Source organism: Rhodopila sp. (genome assembly GCF_965276935.1).
Taxonomy (GTDB): domain Bacteria; phylum Pseudomonadota; class Alphaproteobacteria; order Acetobacterales; family Acetobacteraceae; genus Rhodopila.
Genome location: NZ_CBDIBS010000004.1, coordinates 1,131,741 through 1,149,972 on the forward strand (window position 1 = coordinate 1,131,741; position 18,232 = coordinate 1,149,972).

Below are 18,232 nucleotides of genomic sequence, written 5' to 3' on the forward strand. Positions count from 1 at the left end.
GTCAGCTTCCGGTCTGGGCCGATCGGGTCACCGGCGCGTTGCCAGCAGCATTCCCACTGGTCGTCCATGTCGAAGCCGGCGGTGGCGGACCCGACGCCGGGTTCCAGCGGCCCGACTTCTTCAGCGCATCCGCGACCTCCTTCGGCATGTAGGATTCGTCGTGCTTGGCCAGCACCTCGGAGGCGCGGAACACCCCGTTCGGCTGCATGTTGCCCAGCGCCACCACGCCCTGTCCCTCACGGAACAGGTCAGGCAGGATGCCTCTGTAGGTCACCTCCACGCTGGCCGAACCATCCGTCACCTTGAACCGCGCCGTGGGCTGGCCGTTGCTGGAGCGTTCGACGCTGCCTTGCGCCACCAGGCCACCAAGACGGACGGAGTGCGAGCCGTGGTTTTCCCTTGCCAGATCCGAGGGCGAGACGAAGAAGACCAGATTGTCGCTGAAAGCGGACAAGGTCAGCGCGGTCGCCCCACCTAGCCCGACGCCGCACACCAGCAGAAGGATCAGGCGCCGGCGCTTGCGGGTCATGACTCGCCCCGCTTCCGCCGCGGATCGATCGCGTCGAGGCGGCGGCGAGCGGTGCGAAGCCGCAGCAGCGCCTGCATGGTGAACAAAATCGGCAGCCCGGCCCCAAGGCCATAGGATGCGACGACAAACGGCAGATGGGTCACGAGAAGGCTTCCATGTCGGACGTGGCGCGGGCCATCAGCAAGGCGCGGATGCGACGCTCCATGACAGCGGCCCGCATGCGCCCAACTGACAGCGCCGCGAACAGCAATGTGTAGCCGATCGTGCAAACCAGAAGGGGCCACAACATGCTGGATGCGATTGTCGGCGAGCCGGTCAGCCCGATCGAGGCCGGCTGATGCAGGGTGTTCCACCAGTCCACGCTGAACTTGATGATCGGCAGGTTGATCACGCCCACCAGGGCCAGGATGGCACCGGCACGATAGCCTCGGGTCGGGTCGTCGAACGCGCGCACCAGCGTGATGTGGCCGAGATAGAGGAAGAACAGCACCAGCACCGAGGTCAGCCGCGCATCCCAGACCCACCAGGCGCCCCACATCGGCTTGCCCCACAGGCTGCCGGTGGCGAGGCACAACGCGGTGAAGCCGGCGCCGACCGGGGCAATTTCCACCGCCGCGATATCGGCCAGCGGATGCCGCCAGACCAGCGACACGAAGCTGGCGACGGCGAGGGAAAAATAGCCAGCCGAGGCGAGCCACGCCGACGGCACATGGATATACATGATCCGCGAGGCATCGCCCTGCTGCCAATCCGCCGGCGCGAACAGCAGGCCCCAGACCAGGCCAATCACCGTCAACAGCCAGCCTGTTGACATGAGCCAGGGGAACACCTGTCGGGACAGCCGCAGGAACCGGCCCGGGTTGGCGAAACGGTGCAGCGAGCGTGCCGAACGAAGCGGCGTCGCGGGCAAGGGTGTGTCCACAGGCATTGACATAGCTGATCATCCGCTTGGTTGAAAGCGTCCCTCTATTGACGTATCGACATATTGTGCGGTTCGCCGGCGGTCAAACCAGGAGGGCGATTTGGGCGGCTTTTGGCTGGTGAAATCGGAGCCGGACGCTTTCTCGTGGGATCAGCAGGTCGCCAACCATGTCGAATCCTGGACCGGCGTGCGCAATCACATGGCGAAGAACAACCTGAAGGCGATGCGCAAAGGCGATCTGGCGTTCTTCTATCACTCGAACATCGGCAAGCAGATCGTCGGTATCGTGCAAGTGGCGCGGGAAGCCTATCCGGATCCCACGGCGGAAACTGGCGACTGGGTGTGCGTTGACATGAAGGCCGTCCGTCCACTGCCGAAGCCGGTCCGCCTGACCGAGATCAGAGCCGATGTCGAATTCACCGATCTCGCTCTGGTGCGTCAGCCGCGGCTGTCGGTGATGCCAATTTCGAAGACGCACTGGGACCGGCTATGCCGGATGGGAGGATGGAAGGCATGACCGACAAGTTGCACGCCGCCGACACACCGCCTGCCGCCGACGAACCGCCCCCCGCCGAGGAACCGCCCCCCGCCGAGGAATTGCGTCTTCCCGACGAATTGTATGTTCCAAACGAATTGCGTGTCCCCGACGCGTTGCGTGTCCTCTGCCGGCTGGATGATCTGGCGGACGGTGAATCCAAAGGATTTGAAGGGGCGGCGGGAAGCTTTGTCGGGCTGTTCGCGGTGCGCCAGGGGGACCAGGTGCACGTCTATGCCAATGCCTGCCCACATATTGGCACACCGTTGGACTGGGTGCCCGGCCGTTTCCTGTCGGCCGACCGCAGCCGCATCATCTGCGCCACGCACGGCGCGGAATTCCGCATCGCCGACGGGCTGTGCTTGCGCGGCCCGTGCCGCGGTGACGTGCTCGATGCCGTCCAGGTCCAGGTCAATGACGGCGTAATCTACGTGTCAACAACGGCCGGGGTATAGCTTGTCAACGAGACCCCCACGAGACTACGGCAGGTCGCCTTGCCCGAGGTATGCCTTGCGATGAGCATGTCGCATGCCGCCACGCGCTGGCAATGAACCGACCGCGGCCACCGGGGCCGCCACGGGTCGCGCCGGACACCTGACCTTTGGCAAAAACCGCCGTTCAACGATAGATTCGAGGAAGCGCGCGGTATCGCTCTGGCGACCGGTTCCCGGTCCCGCTCAGCGAACCGGACGTGCGGATTTCCCGCATCCGGCATGTCGACTGGCTGCATGTCAGGCTCACGGCGGAACGCCTCCCCGCCGGCAACGGCGCAGCCTCGGCGCACCGCGGGCTAAACCCGGCTTTCATCGTGAACCGCCTGATGCTCCACGGCGGGCTTCGCGCGGAGCGGTTTTGAGCGCCGTCGCGGACAAGACGGACCCGCACTGAAATGTCCGGACGTCGCCCCGAAGCGACCTGAACCGACGGGGTCCGGCCAAACCACTTTCGCCGCGCTTGAACCGGGCCTAAATGAGGTATGGCTGCGTCCGTCGTCATGTCGGTCCAGCCGGATCACGTATACCGGATCGAGCAAACAAGAAACCATCAGGGATCTCAACCATGTCCGCCATCCAGCCCACCGATACTCGGCTTTTTCCGGTGCGCCCGGAATTTGTCGAGCAGGCGCACGTCACCGCTGAACAGTACCGCGCGCGGTATGACCGCGCCGCCAGCGATCCCGACGGCTACTGGACGGAAGAGGCAAAACGCATCACCTGGATCAAGCCGCCGACCAAGATCAAGAACACCTCGTTTTCCGGCGATGTGTCCATCAAATGGTTCGAGGACGGCATCCTGAACGCGTCAGTATCATGCATCGATCGGCACCTCGCGACAAAGGCCGACCAGACGGCGATCATCTGGGAGAGCGACGATCCCGCGGTCAGCCGGCACGTGACCTATCGCGAGCTGCACGACAAGGTCAGCCGGCTGGCCAACGCGATGAAGTCGCTTGGCGTCAGGCGCGGCGACGTGGTGACGATCTACCTGCCGATGGTGCCGGAAGCCGCGGTGGCGATGCTGGCCTGTGCGCGGATCGGCGCGATTCATTCCGTGGTGTTCGGCGGGTTTTCTACCGACAGCCTGGCCAACCGCATCCAGGATTGCGGCTCCAAGCTGCTGATCACCGCTGATGAGGGCCGCCGCGGTGGCCGCAAGGTGCCGCTGAAGACCAGCGCCGACGCGGCTCTGGCCTCCTGTCCAAGCGTCACCTCGGTGATCATGGTGACTGTCACAGGGGGCGCTGTCACCCAACGACCCGGCCGCGACCACGAGTACGCGGCGTTGCTGGAAGCCGCCTCGCCGGATTGCCCAGCCGAACCGATGGGGGCGGAAGATCCGCTGTTCATTCTGTATACCTCCGGCAGCACCGGCAAGCCGAAGGGCGTGCTGCACACCACCGGCGGCTACCTGGTCTGGGCCAGCTACACGCATGAAACGGTCTTCGATTACCGCCCGGGCGAGATCTACTGGTGCACCGCCGATGTCGGATGGGTGACCGGCCACACCTATATCGTCTATGGCCCGCTCGCCAACGGCGCCACCACGCTGATGTTCGAGGGGATTCCCAACTACCCGGACAGCGCCCGCTTCTGGCAGGTGGTGGACAAGCATCGGGTAAATATCTTTTACACTGCGCCAACCGCGATCCGCGCGCTGATGCGCGAGGGCGAGGCGCCGGTCAAGCGCACCTCCCGTGCTTCGCTGCGGGTGCTGGGCAGCGTCGGCGAGCCGATTAATCCCGAAGCCTGGCTATGGTATCACCGGGTTGTCGGAGACGCGCGCTGCCCGATCCTTGATACCTGGTGGCAGACGGAAACCGGCGGGATCCTGATCAGCCCCCTGCCCGGCGCCACGGCGCTGAAGCCTGGATCGGCAACCCTGCCGCTGCCCGGCGTGCAGCCGCTGCTGGTCGATGCCGAAGGGGTTGAACTGACCGGCGCAACCGAGGGCAACCTATGTATCGCCGACTCCTGGCCTGGCCAGATGCGCACTGTCTACGGCGACCATGCGCGGTTCGTACAGACCTACTTTTCCACCTTCAAGGGCCGGTACTTTACCGGCGACGGCGCGCGCCGGGATGCCGACGGGTATTACTGGATCACCGGGCGGGTCGACGACGTGATCAACGTCTCCGGCCATCGCATGGGCACGGCGGAGGTGGAAAGCGCGCTGGTGGCGCATCCGAAAGTGGCCGAGGCAGCGGTGGTGGGTTTTCCGCACGATCTCAAGGGTCAAGGCATCTACGCCTACGTGACCTTGAACGCCGATGAGGAACCGACCGAGGCGTTGCGCAAGGAACTGGTCGCTTGGGTTCGCAAGGAAATTGGCCCGATCGCCTCGCCCGACGCGATCCAGTGGGCGCCGGGACTGCCGAAGACGCGCAGCGGCAAGATCATGCGACGCATCCTGCGTAAGATCGCGGCGAACGAGACCGACGGGCTGGGTGACATATCGACACTGGCCGACCCAGGCGTGGTGACCGATCTGGTGGACAACAGGGTTCACTAGCCCACGACAGGGAATATGACGTTTCATTTCCGACGGGGACCAGGCCGCCGACGTCTTGATCGGTTATCCGGCTTAACATGCCGGTGAGATGGGGCAGGTTGACCGCGTCTGGCGATTGATGACAAACCCGGTCGCGCCATCACGGCCAGTGCGGAAGCGACGAGAAAAGCATGACCACATCAGCGTCGACCTTGCTGGCGCACGCGACCGGCGATCTCGCGGCCTTCGCGTCGGGCCTGACCTTTGAAGACATTCCGCCCGAGGTCGTGCAGCGTGCCAAGCAGTGCCTGCTGGACGGCATCGGTGTCTGCCTGCATGGCGCCGCGCTGCCGTGGACGCGCATGGTCCAGGACATGGTCATCGCCGAGGGCGGCAATGCCACAGTGTCCATCTGGGGCCGGCGGCAGCGGAGCTCATGGTCGCACGCCGTGCTGGCGAACAGCACCGCTGGGCACGCCTTCGAAATGGATGACATGCACAAGGAGTCCGTGCTGCATCCAAACTCGATCACAGTGCCGATCGCTCTCGGATATGCCGAGATGCAAGGCGGACTGTCCGGAACGGATGTGCTCACCGCGATCATTGCGGGATACGAGATCGGAACGCGGGTGGGAAACGCGGCAACGACGCAGCTTTTCCTGAACGGCTTCCATCCACAAGGCACCACGGGAACCTTTGCCGCAAGTGTCGTGGCCGGCAAGCTGCTCGGCCTCGACACGACGGCGATGCATCAGGCGCTTGGTTCGGCGGGATCGATGGCATCCGGCCTGATGGCGGCGCAGGAGGGCGCCATGGTCAAGCGCCTTCACGCCGGGCGCGCAGCCCAGGGTGGGGTTTATGCTGCCTTGCTCGCGCGGCGTGGCTTCACCGGGATTTCCGATGTGCTGGAGGCGCCATACGGAGGTTTCCTGAGTTCACTATCGCGCGAGCCCGACATGAGCAGGCTCACCAGCCGGCTGGGCGATGAATGGGAGACGTTGCAGGTTGGATTCAAGATGTACCCGTGCGTCACCAGCATTCATGCGGCATTGGACGCACTTCAGGAATTGATGCGCGCTAATGGACTACAACCGGAGGACATCAAAGCGATTGAGGCCGGCGTTGGCCACATGACCTACGTTCACACGGCTTGGCCGTACAAACCGGCTGGAACCACCGCCGCCCAGATGAACATCTTCTTTGGGCTGGCCACCCTGGCCCGCGGTTGCGGCGTGTCCCCCGACGACTATGCGGAGGGCCGCTTGGCCGACCCGGCGCTGCTGGCGTTCTTGCACCGTATTACCGTATTTGAGGATCCTGAGATCAATGCAGGGGGACGCCAAGCCAGGCATGCCTGCCGCATGACCGTCACGACCCGTCGCGGCGAGCGGCTGCGCAAGGATATATACGACCGCCGCGGCAGCCCGGAGAATCCGGTGGACCAGCCCACACTGGAAACCAAGTTCCGTAACAACGTCCGCCATTGCCTGGCAGACAGCCAGGCCGAACGTGTGATGGCGCTGGTCGCCATGTTCGAGCACCTTGAGAGCACCAAGGAACTCACCGGCCTGCTCAGCGGCGCGGGCGACAGATGAGCAGCATCCTGGCCGGCACCCTTCCGACGTCCGATGCGTTCCTGGCGATTAACCCCGTGTGCGGTCTAAGCGACCAAGGGTAGAGTTCAATATTCCGACGGCTGATGCATCTTTGCAGAAGTTGGACGGTGTATTTGTATCGCGGCTTGCGGCATAACCCGTCACCCACCCTGGCATTTCGCCAGCCGCCGCCAACCAATAGTCCATGATCTGGCACTATAAGCAGCAAGACTGGCGGAGGGGATGAGATTCGAACTCACGGTACGGCTTGACACCGTACAACGGTTTAGCAAACCGCCGCCTTCAGCCACTCGGCCACCCCTCCGCCGGAGGGCAAATCCCCAAGCCACCTGCAAAAGCAACCTGGACACGACGTTTGCACGCCTCTTTGTAGGGACCCGTCGCGAAGGCGTCAAACACCAATCAACCAAGCCAACGCAACGGCGGGACTTCCCGACCCACCGTATCAGCTCAGCGCAACCTCAAATCCGCGGGCGACTGCTGGACGCGCCATGATCGTCGAGTACCACCGCTTCACGTTCGGAAAGTCGGCAAGGTCAATCTGATGCCGTTCATGGCGCCAGGCCCAACCCAGGATGGCGAAGTCGGCGATGGAGATCTCATCGGCCACGTAATCCCGCCCCTCGAGACGCCGGTCCAGCACGCCATACAGCCGACGCGTCTCCTTCGAATACCGCTCCAGCCCGTAGCGCTGGTCCTGCGGATCGGTCACGCCAAGGAAGTGATGCACCTGCCCCGGCATCGGGCCAAATCCGCCCATCTGCCACATTAGCCATTCCAGCACCGGCACCTGCCTGCGCGGATCTGTCGGATAGAACTTGCCCGTCTTCTGGCCCAGATAAATCAGGATCGCACCGGATTCAAAGACACTGAGCGACGTCCCGCCAGGACCTTCAGGATCGATGATCGCCGGGATGCGGTTATTCGGACTGATCTTCAGGAAATCCGGCGCGAACTGCTCGTTCTTCGAGATGTTGACCGTGTGCACGGAATAAGGCAGCCCCATTTCCTCCAGCGCCACACTGATCTTGCGGCCGTTCGGAGTATTCCAGGTATGGAGTTCGATTGGCATGGTTCCGCCCTTCACACAGCTCTAATCCGCAGACTGAACACAACTGCGGCCCGCGACAAGGAGACTCAGCCGCCAAATGGAGCAATCCGCATGAAGATCGCGACCTGGAACGTCAACTCCATCCGCCAGCGCGAGGCCCACGTGCTGCGGTGGATCGGCCAGACCCAGCCTGACGTCCTGTTCCTGCAGGAAATCAAGTGCGAGGCGTCCGGCTTTCCCGCCCTCGGGTTCCACGCCGCAGGCTACAAGGCGGAGGTGGTGGGCCAAAAAGCCTATAACGGCGTCGCGGTTCTGGCTCGCGTGCCATTCCGGGTGGTCCATCAGGCCTTGCCGGGGCTGCCGCCCGACGATGCTCAAGCCCGCTACATCGAGGTCGAAGTCAATGGCATCACCCTGATCGGCATCTATCTGCCGAACGGCAACTCCCGCGGTGACGACGGCTTTGCCTACAAGTTGGCCTGGATGGACCACTTGGTGAACCGCGCGCAAGCACTGCTCGATGCCGATATCCCCTTTGTTATCATCGGCGATTTCAATGTCTGCCCGACCGATGATGATTTCGCGCCTGGCTCGCTGTCTCCCACGGATGCCCTGGTGCGCCCGGAAACCCGTCAGCGCTTTCGCCGGCTGCTGTGGATGGGCCTGACCGATGCGATCCGCGCGATCCACCCGCACAGATCGATCTATACCTTCTGGGACTATCAAGCGGGTGCCTGGCAGCGTGACATCGGGTTGCGCATCGACCACGCCCTGCTGTCGCCCAGTTTGGCGGAACAGCTTGTGTCGGCCGACCCCGACAAGGACGAGCGCGGCCTGCCGCAGCCATCGGACCATGTGCCGGTCGTCATCCGGCTGGGATAACGGCTATTGCCAGTGCGCTGGACGCCAGATCCATCGCCCCTGGCGCGGGCCCCAGACCCAGCGACCTGAGGCATACCGCCCGTACTGCGGCCGCCGGTCGACGTAACGACCGCCGAACCAGACATAGCGAACACTGTTCCACTGCCAATGGCCAGGTTCCCAAACCAGCCGTGGGTTCGGCGGCGGCGGCACCACCTCGGCGCGCGGCGGTGGTATTCGGGTATAGCCGGGCGGCGGCGGCTGCGCATTGGCGATGCCGAGCCCGACCAGCAACACCACCCAGCCGGCCAAAAGCCATCTCATCGTCACACTCCTCGAAAGCACCCTTCGCCGTACCACCGCTCCGGGTATCGCCGGACCGCAAAAAGTAACCGATCGTGCAGGGGGCGGTTGCGTCAGATATCGGCGTAGCAATGTGTCTCCGCCGCGGTCCCCGGATGCGTCGTGGCGCCCAGATAGGCCGGCCCGACAAGCTGCGCATATTTCCAGATCGCCCCCGCGTTGTAGTCGGTCCGCCGCGGTACCCACGCCGCCCTGCGCGCCGCCAGCTCGCCGGCCGGCACCGCCAGATCGATGGTGCCCATCTCGGCGTCGATCACGATCCTGTCGCCATTCTTCAGCAGGGCGATAGGGCCGCCCACCGCCGCCTCCGGTCCCACATGGCCAATGCAGAAGCCGCGCGTGCCGCCTGAGAACCGGCCATCGGTGATCAGCGCCACCTGCTCGCCCATCCCCTGGCCATAGATGGCGCCGGTGGTCGACAGCATCTCCCGCATGCCGGGACCGCCCTTCGGACCCTCGTAGCGAATGACGATCACGTCGCCGGCCTTGTAAGCCCGCGCCTGGACAGCGGCGAAACATTCCTCTTCCGAATCGAAACACAGCGCGGTGCCCTCGAACCGCAGCTTGTGTAATCCGGCGACCTTCACGATTGCCCCATCCGGCGCCAGACTGCCTTTAAGGCCAACAACGCCGCCGGTGGCGGAGATCGGGTTGGACACCGGGTAGATCACGTCCTGATCCGTCGGGAACACGACGTCCTTGTGGTTCTCCGCCAGGGTCTTGCCGGTGACGGTCAGACAGTCGCCATGCAGCAGGCCGCCATCGAGCAGCGCCTTGATGATCACCGGAATGCCGCCGACATTGTGCACATCGAAGGCGACATATTTTCCGCCCGGCTTCAGGTCGGCGATGTACGGCGTGCGCCGCATGATCTCCACCACGTCGTCCATGGTGAACGGGATACCCACCTCATGCGCCAGCGCCGGCAGATGCAGGCCGGCGTTGGTGGACCCACCCGTCGCGCCCACCACCACGGCGGCGTTCTGCAGCGCCTTCAACGTGACGATATCGCGCGGCCGGATGCGCTGCTCGATCAGATCCATCACCGCCCGCCCGGACTCTGCCGCGAAACGGTCACGCTCCTCATACGGCGCCGGAGAGCCGGCCGATCCGGGCAGCGCCAGACCGATCGCCTCGGACACCGTCGCCATGGTGTTGGCGGTAAACTGGCCGCCGCAGGCGCCGGCGGACGGGCAGGCGGCGCACTCCAGCGCATGCAGGTCCGCGTCCGACATGGCGCCGGCGGCATGCTGACCCACCGCCTCGAACACATCCACCACGGTGACGTCGCGGCCTTGGAACCGGCCGGGCAGAATCGACCCGCCATACATGAACACGCTGGGAATGTTCAGCCGCAGCATCGCCATCATCATGCCCGGCAGCGACTTGTCGCAGCCAGCCAGCCCGACCAGCGCATCGTAGCAGTGGCCGCGCACCGTCAGCTCCACGCTGTCGGCAATCAGGTCGCGGGAAACCAGCGACGACTTCATGCCCTGATGCCCCATGGCGATGCCGTCGGTCACCGTGATCGTGGTGAATTCCCGCGGCGTTCCACCGGCCTCCGACACGCCCTGCTTGACCGACTGAGCCTGCCGGCTGAGCGCGATGTTGCATGGAGCGGCCTCGTTCCAGCAGGTGGCGACGCCGACGAAGGGCTGGTTGATCTCATCCTCTGTCAGGCCCATCGCATAGTAGTAGCTGCGATGCGGCGCACGTCCCGGTCCAACCGTTACGTGGCGCGACGGCATCTTGCTCTTGTCCCAGCGTCTCTGCGGCATCGTCGTTCCTTTCCGGCATTGTCTGCATGCGGCTGGCGTATCCGATACATGCAGCCGTCGCACCCGTTATAGCGCCACCGGGCGGGTCGCCAAGCCGGGTGATCTCGTGACGTTAATCCAACATTAACCAAATCATTGCATGATGGTGGCTTCCCGAAAGAGGGCCAAGGATGCGGAGAGCTGTCACGTCATGCGCGGCCGTGCTAATCGTTGCCGCCGCGACGACCTGCCACGCATTGAATCCGGCAAATCTTGATATTGTCGGGCTGCGTCTCGGCATGGCGGAGCCGCAGGTCGACGCCCTACTCTTGCGCCAGGGGATCCCCATAAGCCGGATTAACCGCTCGGTTGAACGTTGCCGAAGTTCGCAGGCCTGCGACGTGATGATCACGGCGTCCACCAAGGATGGAACGCTGACGATCAGCCTGAACAAGATTAATATCGAAGCAGACCCCACGGTTGGTCGGATCGCCTATGTTCTGCGAGGGCATGCGGCGGGGGAAGCCAAGATCATTGAAGCGTCGGTCCTTGAACGGTTTGGCCAGCCTGATCAGGCCGTGCCCATGACGTGGTGTCAAAATCCCTCGGCCAATCAGATATGTTCGGCTGGTCAACCATCCCTGCGCTTCGTTCCGGAGTCGCTCACCCTGATCCTGAAATCTGGCGCAGCGGAGGGCGCTGCGGAACAATCCGCGCCAGCCCCGGATTCATAAACCTTTCGTTCATGATTAGCTTCTAAGCGTCGCCGCATGATGTGGCGCGCGATCACTCTCCTCATACTGCTGCTGACGGCGGTTCCAGGCAGAGCGGACGTCCCGTTGATGGGAAGCGACGGTTCGGGACGACTTTGTCGCCCGGCGATCAGTTCGGCGGAACGATCACATGCCATCCCATCGCATCTGCTGGCGGCGATCGCTCACGTCGAGAGCGGTCGTAAGGATCCTGCATCCGGCGCCTTCAACCCCTGGCCATGGACGGTGAACGCGGAAGGGCAAGGCTACTTCTATGACAGCAAGGCGCAGGCTGTCGCCGCCGTGGCAACAATGCGCCGGCAGGGCATACGCTCGATCGACGTGGGCTGCATGCAGATCAGCCTGCTCCACCATCCGGACGCGTTCCCCGGCTTGGAGCAGGCATTCGATCCCACCGCCAACGCCAATTATGGCGCACAATTCCTCAATGAATTGCATGACAAGACAAATTCCTGGCCGAAAGCGGTGGAGTTCTATCATTCCGCCACCCCGGAACTCGGGCAGGACTACGGCCGAAAAGTTTATGCGGCACTGCCGGATGAGCAGCGCCTGGCCGGGCTGAGCCCGTTTGACAATCTCGCCGCCGCCTGGTCCGCGACGATCCCCCGATCACCCTTCGGCGGGTTCCGGGCCAGTCCGGCGCGGGTGATCCTGTTGCCAGCGACGGCGCAACCGGGGATTGGCCCAGGAGGAATTGGCCCAGGCGGAATTGGCCCACGAGGAACAGGCCTGCAGGCGAGCGGCCAAGCAGGGATCGGCCTAGGCGGGAGCGGCCTCGGGCGAAGCCTGCAGTCGTACCGGATGACGCCCGTCCGCCTGGCGTTTCGCGCTCCATAGCAAGTCAGTCGCCCAGGTTCGCTGGATAAGTGATAAAACCGGTTTCGTTATGACCCAACGGCATCTGGTCGTTCATCAGGCTGCCTTGCGAAACGTCGGCGGCAAGCCGGCTTTTGGCATTTGGCCGTGCATCGGCTCCGCCGGCAGCCCGGCGTGCAAGATCCTGCGTGATTCCAGCAGCAGCGGAATGTCGATGCCCGTCGTGACCCCCATGCTTTCCAGCATGAAGACCAAATCTTCCGTCACCACATTGCCCGAGGCGCCCGGTGCATAGGGGCAGCCGCCGAGACCGGCAAGGCACGAGTCGAAAGCGCGGATGCCGACCTCCAGCCCGGCCAGCGCATTGGCAATGCCAAGCCCGCAGGTATCGTGCAGATGCAGGCCATACAGCACAGGGCCAATCGCCTCCCGCGTCGCCGATACCACCTCCCGGACCTGCGCCGGATGGGCATATCCGACGGTGTCCGCCAGCATGATCTGGTCCACGCCCGCGTCCGCCAGACCCCGGCACAGCGCTACCGTCTTCGCCGTCGGCACCACGCCGTCGATCGAGCAGCCAAACGCGGTGGACGCGCCGGCAACCACCGGCACCTTCCGCGGCTGCGCCTTCAGCCAAGCCATGATTTCCCGCATCATCTCGACCGACTGGGCCGGCGTGCGGTTCAGGTTCGCCTGGCTGTGGCCGTCACTGACGGACACCGGAATGCTGATCTTGTGCACCCCGGCATGATAGGCGTTCTGCACGCCGCGCAGGTTGGGCGCCAGCGCCTGGACGGTCAGGCCAGCGATCGTCGCCAGCACCTTCGCGACAATCTCAGGCGTGTCGGCGAGCTGCGGGATCACCCGCGGTGGAACAAAGCTGCCGACCTCGATCTCCTTTATGCCGGCCGCGGCGATGGAGGCGATCCAGGCCACCTTGTCGTCGGCGGTCATGCGACTCTTGGCGATTTGCAGGCCGTCGCGTGGACCGACCTCGCAGATGGATACGAATTCGCTGCTCATGATGGGGGGATCTCCGCGATCAGACTTGCTCTTTGGTCATGCCGAAGCTTCTCCAACCGATCCTTTGGTCATGCCGAAGCCTTTCCAACCGAAGTCAAGATATTGCCGGTAGCGACGCCGCCGGCGAGGCATTGGTCGATCAAACCGGATGCTTTCCAAACTCAATGCGCCCGGATTGGCACCCTGTGCCAGGCGGCGCTCAGGTAGCCTTTGAAGTTCCAGATGTCTTCGGGCCGTGCCGGCTGCGCCTGCCCGGCGGAGTCCCAGGCACGGACGACCAACTCGTGCTCGCCCTTGGGCAGCGTGCAACCCACCTCCCAGAAGGTCCAACTCCAGGGCGCGTCAGCGCGCGGCTCAAGCGCCGCCTGCATCCACGTACCGCCTCCGTTGACCGACACCTCGACGCGCACGATCTTCCGCGCGGTGGCAATCGCGTAGCCGCGCAGCGTCACAAAACCAGCCTCGAGGTCCGCAAAAGGCGCCGGCTCGCAGATCGCGGCATTCAGCGGCATGTCGTAGATCATGATGCCGCGCTCCCAGTCGACGGTCTCGCGCGTCATGTCGGCTGGCAGCATCTTGTAGTCGCGCCGCTGCATGTGGTTGTCGGATGGCCGATCCTGCACGATGACGTCGGTCAGCCATTTCGCGCTACGCACGCCCGCGAAACCTGGCACCACGGCTCGCAAGGGAAAGCCGTGCTGTGGCATCAAGGGTTCGCCGTTCATCTCGAACGCCAGCAACACCTCGGGCGACAAGGCTTTGCCGATTGGGATCGAAACCCCATAGGTGAAGCGGCCCTCACCGTCCATCTCGATCTCGTCCCCGGCGGAGAAGGCGACGTGCAGAGATGGATCCTGTTCTGCCACGCCGGCCGCTCGCAGAACGTCGGCCAGCGCCACGCCGGTCCAGTCGGCGTTGCCGATCGCGCCTGGCGCCCAGGGGTCACCGGTCACCGGTCTCACGGCGTTCAGGTCCGCCCGCCGGTTGCCCGCGCACTGCATGACGGCGGACACCGTCCGGATGGGAAACCGCTCGCGCAGTGCGTCCAGCGACAGCACCATCGGTGTCGTGACGCGCCCGGCCACACGCAGCCGGTACGACGCCGCGTCCAGCGCCGGGATGTCGCCATGGCTGCGGACGTAGAAATCCGCCTGCGCCGTGCGAAAAGCAGCACGCAGCCGCACCAGCCCAGGCTCGGCATTGAACGGGTCGCGTGAACGGATGATCAGGTCCGGATCGACATGAAGCGGGTTCAACATTCGTCCCTCCTTGCACAGCCCAAAGCGCGAACCAGACGAGAAGGTTGCGTCCGTATGGGTCCTAGATCCAAAGCAAAGGCGCGAGCTCATCCTCCTGGACCTTGGCGGATGGGAGCATGCAACAACTGGGGTTCGGACCGTCAGGCCATCGGCGGCATTGGCTTAATGATGAGCGGGCGGATGCCGGCTGGTCAATCGTCGCGGTGCACCCGCTCCATCCGCTCATGCCGTTCCTGCGCCTCGATCGACATCGTGGCGATCGGCCGAGCCTCGAGGCGCTTGATGCCGATGGGCTCGTCGGTTTCCTCGCAGTAGCCATAGGTGCCAAGTTCAATCCGAACCAGTGCCTGATCGATCTTGGAGATCAGCTTGCGGGCGCGGTCCCGGGTTCGCAGTTCCAGAGCCCGGTCTGTCTCCACACTGGCGCGGTCGGTGATGTCGGCTTCGTGGATGCCGCCCTCCGACAGGCTGGCCAGCGTTCCGTCGGCATCCCGCAACAGATCGCCGCGCCAACGCAGCAGCTTCTGGCGGAAATACTCGACCTGGATGGGATTCATGAAATCCTCATCCTCGGTGGGTCGATAATCAGGGGGCAGACTGACCATCATGCGTACGATCCTGGTTATCCTTCCGCCTACCCAGGCCGGGGACACCGAGGGCAGGCGCCCGGCCCATTCCGGGTAGGGAACGCGCTGGCTTATATCCATGTGTCTGCGCCGCGCCAAGACCATCCACGAAAGTGTCAGGCGGTTGTAATGAAACATTTGCTACCTCGGCACGATCTGCCGGCAGATTTTGCCGACCGGCCATTTCTGCCGAGCTCAGTCACCTGGTTTTCCCGGCGAACCGGCCCGCTCCGATCTGGCACGACGGTTGCTGTACGTTCTATACTTTTGTCTTCAGGATGAACCCGTGCGCAAGACGCGCCTGACCGCTGCCCTCGTTGCCGTCCTTTGGTCCATCCACTTGCTGCCAGCGCTGGCCGAGGTGCGGATCAAGGACATCGTCGATGTGGAGGGCGTTCGGGAGAATCAGCTTATCGGCTACGGCCTCGTGGTCGGCCTGAACGGCACCGGCGACAAGCTCAACAACAATGTCTTCACCCGCGAATCGCTGATCGGCATGCTGGAGCGGCTTGGCGTGAACACGCGCGACCAGGTCACCGCCCTGTCCACCAAGAACCTCGCCGCCGTCATGGTCACGGCGGAGTTGCCGCCCTTCGCGCGCAGCGGCAGCCGAATCGACATCGCGGTCTCCGCCCTGGGCGACGCGACCAACTTGACCGGCGGCACCTTGCTGGTGACGCCCCTGCTGGCGGCTGACGGCGAGGTCTATGCCGTCGGGCAGGGCGCGATTTCCACAGGTGCGGTCGCCGTGCGCGGGGCGGCCAGTTCTGTCACCCGCGGCGTGCCAACCGCTGGACGCATCGCAAATGGCGCTACGGTGGAGCGCGAAGTGCCCTTTCAGTTGAGCAAGGAATCCACACTGCGCCTGGGGCTCCGCAATCCAGACCTTACCACGGCCATGCGCATCGCCACGGCGATCAACAGGGCAATTGGTCCCATCGCCAAGGCCACTGACCCACGAACCGTGCAACTCAATCTTGCCAATCGCGACCCGATCGAGACGCTGGGCCTGCTTGAGGACCTGCGTGTGGAACCCGACGATTCGGCGGTCGTGGTGATCGACGAAGCCAGCGGCACCATCGTGATGGGGGCTAACGTGCGGGTCAGCACCGTGGCGATCGCCCAGGGCAACCTGACCATCCGGGTGACGGAGACACCGGAAGTCAGCCAGCCGGATGCCCTGTCAAGAGGAAGAACGACGGTGGTGCCGCGGACATCGATCCAGGTGGACGACGGCCACGACAAGAAGCTGGGGATCCTGAACGGGGGTGTCACCTTGCGCGATCTGGTCGCCAGCCTGAACGCGCTTGGCGTGGGGCCGCGCGACATGATCAGCATCCTGCAATCGATCAAGGCCGCCGGCGCGCTGCAGGCGGACCTGGAGGTACGTTGATGACGAAGATCACGCCGCCGCCAATTCCGCCCTCGGCTCCGCTCATGCCTCGACCGGCGGTTGCCCCTTCACGGCTGGCCGAGCCGCCCGATCCGGCGAAGATCGCCAAGGCCGCGAAGGACTTCGAGGCGATGGCGATCGGCCAGTTGCTGCAGCCGATGTTCGACACCGTGGACACCGCCCATTCCGCGTTTGGTGGAGGCGATGGCGAAGCGGCATGGAAGCCGATGCTGGTGCAGGAAATCGCCAAGCAGATCGCGGCCAACGGCGGACTGGGACTGGCCCAGCCGGTCTATGAGGCGATGCTGCGCATGCAGGAGGCAAAGTCGAAGTGACAGCAGATCTGATGCAGGCCGCGCAGACGTTGGCGGACGTGCTGGCGCGGGAAAATGATGCCTTGAAGCGTCTCGACTTTCGCACCGCGATCGCGCTGGTGCCGGCCAAGGAAGCGGCACTCCTGAGCATCACCAAGGGACGCTCCCCTGCCCCGGCGACCGATCGCAACCCGGTCCTTGCCGCACTTGGCCGGCGCCTGAACAGCCTGGCGGCGGAGAACCGCGCGCTGCTTGAACGCGCGATCACGGTGCAGACCCGTATCGTTGGCATCATCGTCCGGGCCGCGGCTCCGCCAGCCCCGGCAGGGCGCTACGCCGCCAACGGCTACAAGAACCAGCCGCGCAAAGCATCAGCGATGGCATTGTCGGCCCGTGCCTGATCCAAGGGACGCCTGATCCAGGGGACGCCTGATCCAGGGGATGCCTGATCCAGGAGATGCCGGCAGCGGCTGGCAAACCGGCAGTTCAGCCCCGGCCCGAATAGGTCTACAACCTGCGCGGCGCGGCCGGCGGCAACCAACCGGCTTGACGCGCCGAAACAGGTCGAACCAGGGAACCATGGTCATGTCTGCCGTCAGTATTGAGGATCGCGGCGCGATCTCTATTATCCGTATCAACCGGCCGGAGCGGCTGAACGCGATCAGCCAGGCAGTGGCGGTGGAAATGCAGCAAGCTTTCCTGGCTTTCGACGCCGATCCCGGCAAGCGGGTGGCAATCCTGAGCGCCGCGGGGGAACGGGCATTTTCCTCCGGCGCCGACGTCAACGACCTGCCGGAACTGTGGCGCGCGATCCCCAATGTCGGCTTCCGCACCGACAAGCCGATCATCGCCGCGACCTCCGGCTGGGTAGTGGGCGGCGGGATCGTCATGGTCATGATGTGCGACCTGATGGTCTCCACCGAGGACACCCAGTTCTACTATCCCGAGGCGAAGCTGGGCACGACCGCCGGCGGCATCAGCTCGCTCGTCGCGCGGATGCCGCACAAGCTGGCCATGGAGATCATGCTGCTCGGCACCAAGGTGCCAGCCAAAAGAGCCTACGAGGTCGGCTTCGTGAACCGGGTCGTGCCAAACGGCCAGCATGAGACCGAAGCTCTGGCGATGGCCGAACAACTGCTCGAGTCGGCGCCACTGGTAATCAGCACGCTGAAGCGACTGGTTAATGAAATCATGCCCGTGGGTCCGATTGAGCGTATGGTGGCGGTCAGCCAGACGATCGCCCAGGTGCGGCAGTCGGAGGATCTGCAGGAGGGTATTCGTGCCTATAAGGAACGACGCAAGCCCAGCTTCAAGGGTCGGTGATTGGCGGCGGCGAAATGTCTAGCAGGTCCGAACAGGATCGCCGTGATCTTGAACGTTCATTGCGCTGTCCGCGGTTCGGGTGC

20 protein-coding genes and 1 tRNA gene are annotated in these 18,232 nt (G+C 64.2%); 11 read left to right on the forward strand and 10 right to left on the reverse strand.

The features are described 5' to 3' along the window. Position 1 precedes the first annotated feature (1 nt). Genes ccmE through ACQY4S_RS21525 form a run of 3 tightly spaced genes read right to left on the reverse strand, consistent with a single transcriptional unit; the run spans position 2 to position 1,463 of the window. Positions 2–529, reverse strand: a complete 528-nt coding sequence (gene ccmE, locus ACQY4S_RS21515) for a cytochrome c maturation protein CcmE (RefSeq protein WP_428487245.1) — start codon at positions 527–529, stop codon at positions 2–4. After that, complete coding sequence (locus ACQY4S_RS21520) at positions 526–672, reverse strand: hypothetical protein (protein ID WP_428487246.1); 147 nt, start codon at positions 670–672, stop codon at positions 526–528. The genes ccmE and ACQY4S_RS21520 overlap by 4 nt, the downstream gene beginning before the upstream one ends. Continuing rightward, a complete protein-coding gene (locus ACQY4S_RS21525) occupies positions 669–1,463 on the reverse strand; it encodes a heme ABC transporter permease (protein WP_428487247.1) in 795 nt (264 codons plus the stop codon). The genes ACQY4S_RS21520 and ACQY4S_RS21525 overlap by 4 nt, the downstream gene beginning before the upstream one ends. 88 nt (positions 1,464–1,551) lie before the next feature. Between ACQY4S_RS21525 and ACQY4S_RS21530 the strand changes: the two genes are divergently transcribed. The 4 genes from ACQY4S_RS21530 (at position 1,552) to ACQY4S_RS21545 (ending at position 6,569) form a co-directional block, all read left to right on the forward strand. Then, complete coding sequence (locus ACQY4S_RS21530) at positions 1,552–1,968, forward strand: EVE domain-containing protein (protein ID WP_428487248.1); 417 nt, start codon at positions 1,552–1,554, stop codon at positions 1,966–1,968. Continuing rightward, the gene (locus ACQY4S_RS21535; protein WP_428487249.1) at positions 1,965–2,441 is read left to right on the forward strand and encodes a Rieske (2Fe-2S) protein; all 477 of its coding nucleotides are present in this window, start codon (positions 1,965–1,967) and stop codon (positions 2,439–2,441) included. The genes ACQY4S_RS21530 and ACQY4S_RS21535 overlap by 4 nt, the downstream gene beginning before the upstream one ends. 604 nt (positions 2,442–3,045) lie before the next feature. Further along, positions 3,046–4,995 carry an acetate--CoA ligase gene (acs, locus tag ACQY4S_RS21540; RefSeq protein WP_428487250.1) on the forward strand — a complete coding sequence of 650 codons (1,950 nt, stop codon included), beginning with the start codon at positions 3,046–3,048 and terminating at the stop codon, positions 4,993–4,995. 170 nt (positions 4,996–5,165) lie between these two features. Then, entirely contained in the window at positions 5,166–6,569 is a 1,404-nt protein-coding gene (locus tag ACQY4S_RS21545) for an MmgE/PrpD family protein (RefSeq protein ID WP_428487251.1), read from the forward strand. A 232-nt stretch (positions 6,570–6,801) separates the two neighbouring features. On the opposite strand, the gene ACQY4S_RS21550 is transcribed toward ACQY4S_RS21545, so the two are convergent. Together ACQY4S_RS21550 and ACQY4S_RS21555 are read right to left on the reverse strand one after the other, a co-directional pair. Beyond that, positions 6,802–6,894, reverse strand: a tRNA-Ser gene (locus ACQY4S_RS21550). Between the two features lie 141 nt (positions 6,895–7,035). Next, entirely contained in the window at positions 7,036–7,662 is a 627-nt protein-coding gene (locus ACQY4S_RS21555) for a glutathione S-transferase family protein (protein WP_428487252.1), read from the reverse strand. Positions 7,663–7,752: 90 nt separating this feature from the next. Between ACQY4S_RS21555 and ACQY4S_RS21560 the strand changes: the two genes are divergently transcribed. Beyond that, positions 7,753–8,523 (forward strand): exodeoxyribonuclease III, encoded by a 771-nt coding sequence (locus ACQY4S_RS21560; protein ID WP_428487253.1) that lies wholly within the window; start codon positions 7,753–7,755, stop codon positions 8,521–8,523. A gap of 3 nt (positions 8,524–8,526) precedes the next feature. Here the strand turns inward: ACQY4S_RS21560 and ACQY4S_RS21565 are convergent, their stop codons facing one another. Continuing rightward, positions 8,527–8,826: a hypothetical protein gene (locus tag ACQY4S_RS21565; protein WP_428487254.1), complete on the reverse strand. Its 300-nt coding sequence runs from the start codon at positions 8,824–8,826 to the stop codon at positions 8,527–8,529. A gap of 92 nt (positions 8,827–8,918) precedes the next feature. Next, positions 8,919–10,643 carry a dihydroxy-acid dehydratase gene (gene ilvD / locus ACQY4S_RS21570; RefSeq protein WP_428487255.1) on the reverse strand — a complete coding sequence of 575 codons (1,725 nt, stop codon included), beginning with the start codon at positions 10,641–10,643 and terminating at the stop codon, positions 8,919–8,921. A gap of 200 nt (positions 10,644–10,843) precedes the next feature. Between ilvD and ACQY4S_RS21575 the strand changes: the two genes are divergently transcribed. Both ACQY4S_RS21575 and ACQY4S_RS21580 read left to right on the forward strand, forming a co-directional pair. Then, complete coding sequence (locus ACQY4S_RS21575) at positions 10,844–11,356, forward strand: hypothetical protein (RefSeq protein WP_428487256.1); 513 nt, start codon at positions 10,844–10,846, stop codon at positions 11,354–11,356. 36 nt (positions 11,357–11,392) lie between these two features. Next, positions 11,393–12,232: a lytic transglycosylase domain-containing protein gene (locus tag ACQY4S_RS21580; RefSeq protein ID WP_428487257.1), complete on the forward strand. Its 840-nt coding sequence runs from the start codon at positions 11,393–11,395 to the stop codon at positions 12,230–12,232. A 75-nt stretch (positions 12,233–12,307) separates the two neighbouring features. Here the strand turns inward: ACQY4S_RS21580 and ACQY4S_RS21585 are convergent, their stop codons facing one another. The 3 genes from ACQY4S_RS21585 to dksA all read right to left on the reverse strand — a co-directional run bounded on the left by ACQY4S_RS21585 (position 12,308) and on the right by dksA (position 15,098). Further along, on the reverse strand, positions 12,308–13,234 hold the full coding sequence (locus tag ACQY4S_RS21585; RefSeq protein WP_428487258.1) for a hydroxymethylglutaryl-CoA lyase: 927 nt from the start codon (positions 13,232–13,234) through the stop codon (positions 12,308–12,310). A gap of 161 nt (positions 13,235–13,395) precedes the next feature. Further along, the gene (locus ACQY4S_RS21590) at positions 13,396–14,493 is read right to left on the reverse strand and encodes a molybdopterin-dependent oxidoreductase (protein ID WP_428487259.1); all 1,098 of its coding nucleotides are present in this window, start codon (positions 14,491–14,493) and stop codon (positions 13,396–13,398) included. A gap of 191 nt (positions 14,494–14,684) precedes the next feature. Beyond that, the gene (gene dksA / locus ACQY4S_RS21595; protein ID WP_428488472.1) at positions 14,685–15,098 is read right to left on the reverse strand and encodes an RNA polymerase-binding protein DksA; all 414 of its coding nucleotides are present in this window, start codon (positions 15,096–15,098) and stop codon (positions 14,685–14,687) included. Between the two features lie 307 nt (positions 15,099–15,405). Here dksA and ACQY4S_RS21600 point away from each other — a divergent pair, with 307 nt between their 5' ends. The 4 genes from ACQY4S_RS21600 to ACQY4S_RS21615 all read left to right on the forward strand — a co-directional run bounded on the left by ACQY4S_RS21600 (position 15,406) and on the right by ACQY4S_RS21615 (position 18,149). Further along, on the forward strand, positions 15,406–16,512 hold the full coding sequence (locus tag ACQY4S_RS21600) for a flagellar basal body P-ring protein FlgI (protein WP_428487260.1): 1,107 nt from the start codon (positions 15,406–15,408) through the stop codon (positions 16,510–16,512). Next, positions 16,512–16,847: a rod-binding protein gene (locus ACQY4S_RS21605; protein ID WP_428487261.1), complete on the forward strand. Its 336-nt coding sequence runs from the start codon at positions 16,512–16,514 to the stop codon at positions 16,845–16,847. Before ACQY4S_RS21600 ends, ACQY4S_RS21605 begins: the two co-directional genes overlap by 1 nt. Further along, a complete protein-coding gene (locus ACQY4S_RS21610) occupies positions 16,844–17,227 on the forward strand; it encodes a hypothetical protein (RefSeq protein WP_428487262.1) in 384 nt (127 codons plus the stop codon). The genes ACQY4S_RS21605 and ACQY4S_RS21610 overlap by 4 nt, the downstream gene beginning before the upstream one ends. Positions 17,228–17,411: 184 nt before the next feature. Then, entirely contained in the window at positions 17,412–18,149 is a 738-nt protein-coding gene (locus tag ACQY4S_RS21615) for an enoyl-CoA hydratase/isomerase family protein (protein ID WP_428487263.1), read from the forward strand. Positions 18,150–18,232 lie beyond the last annotated feature (83 nt).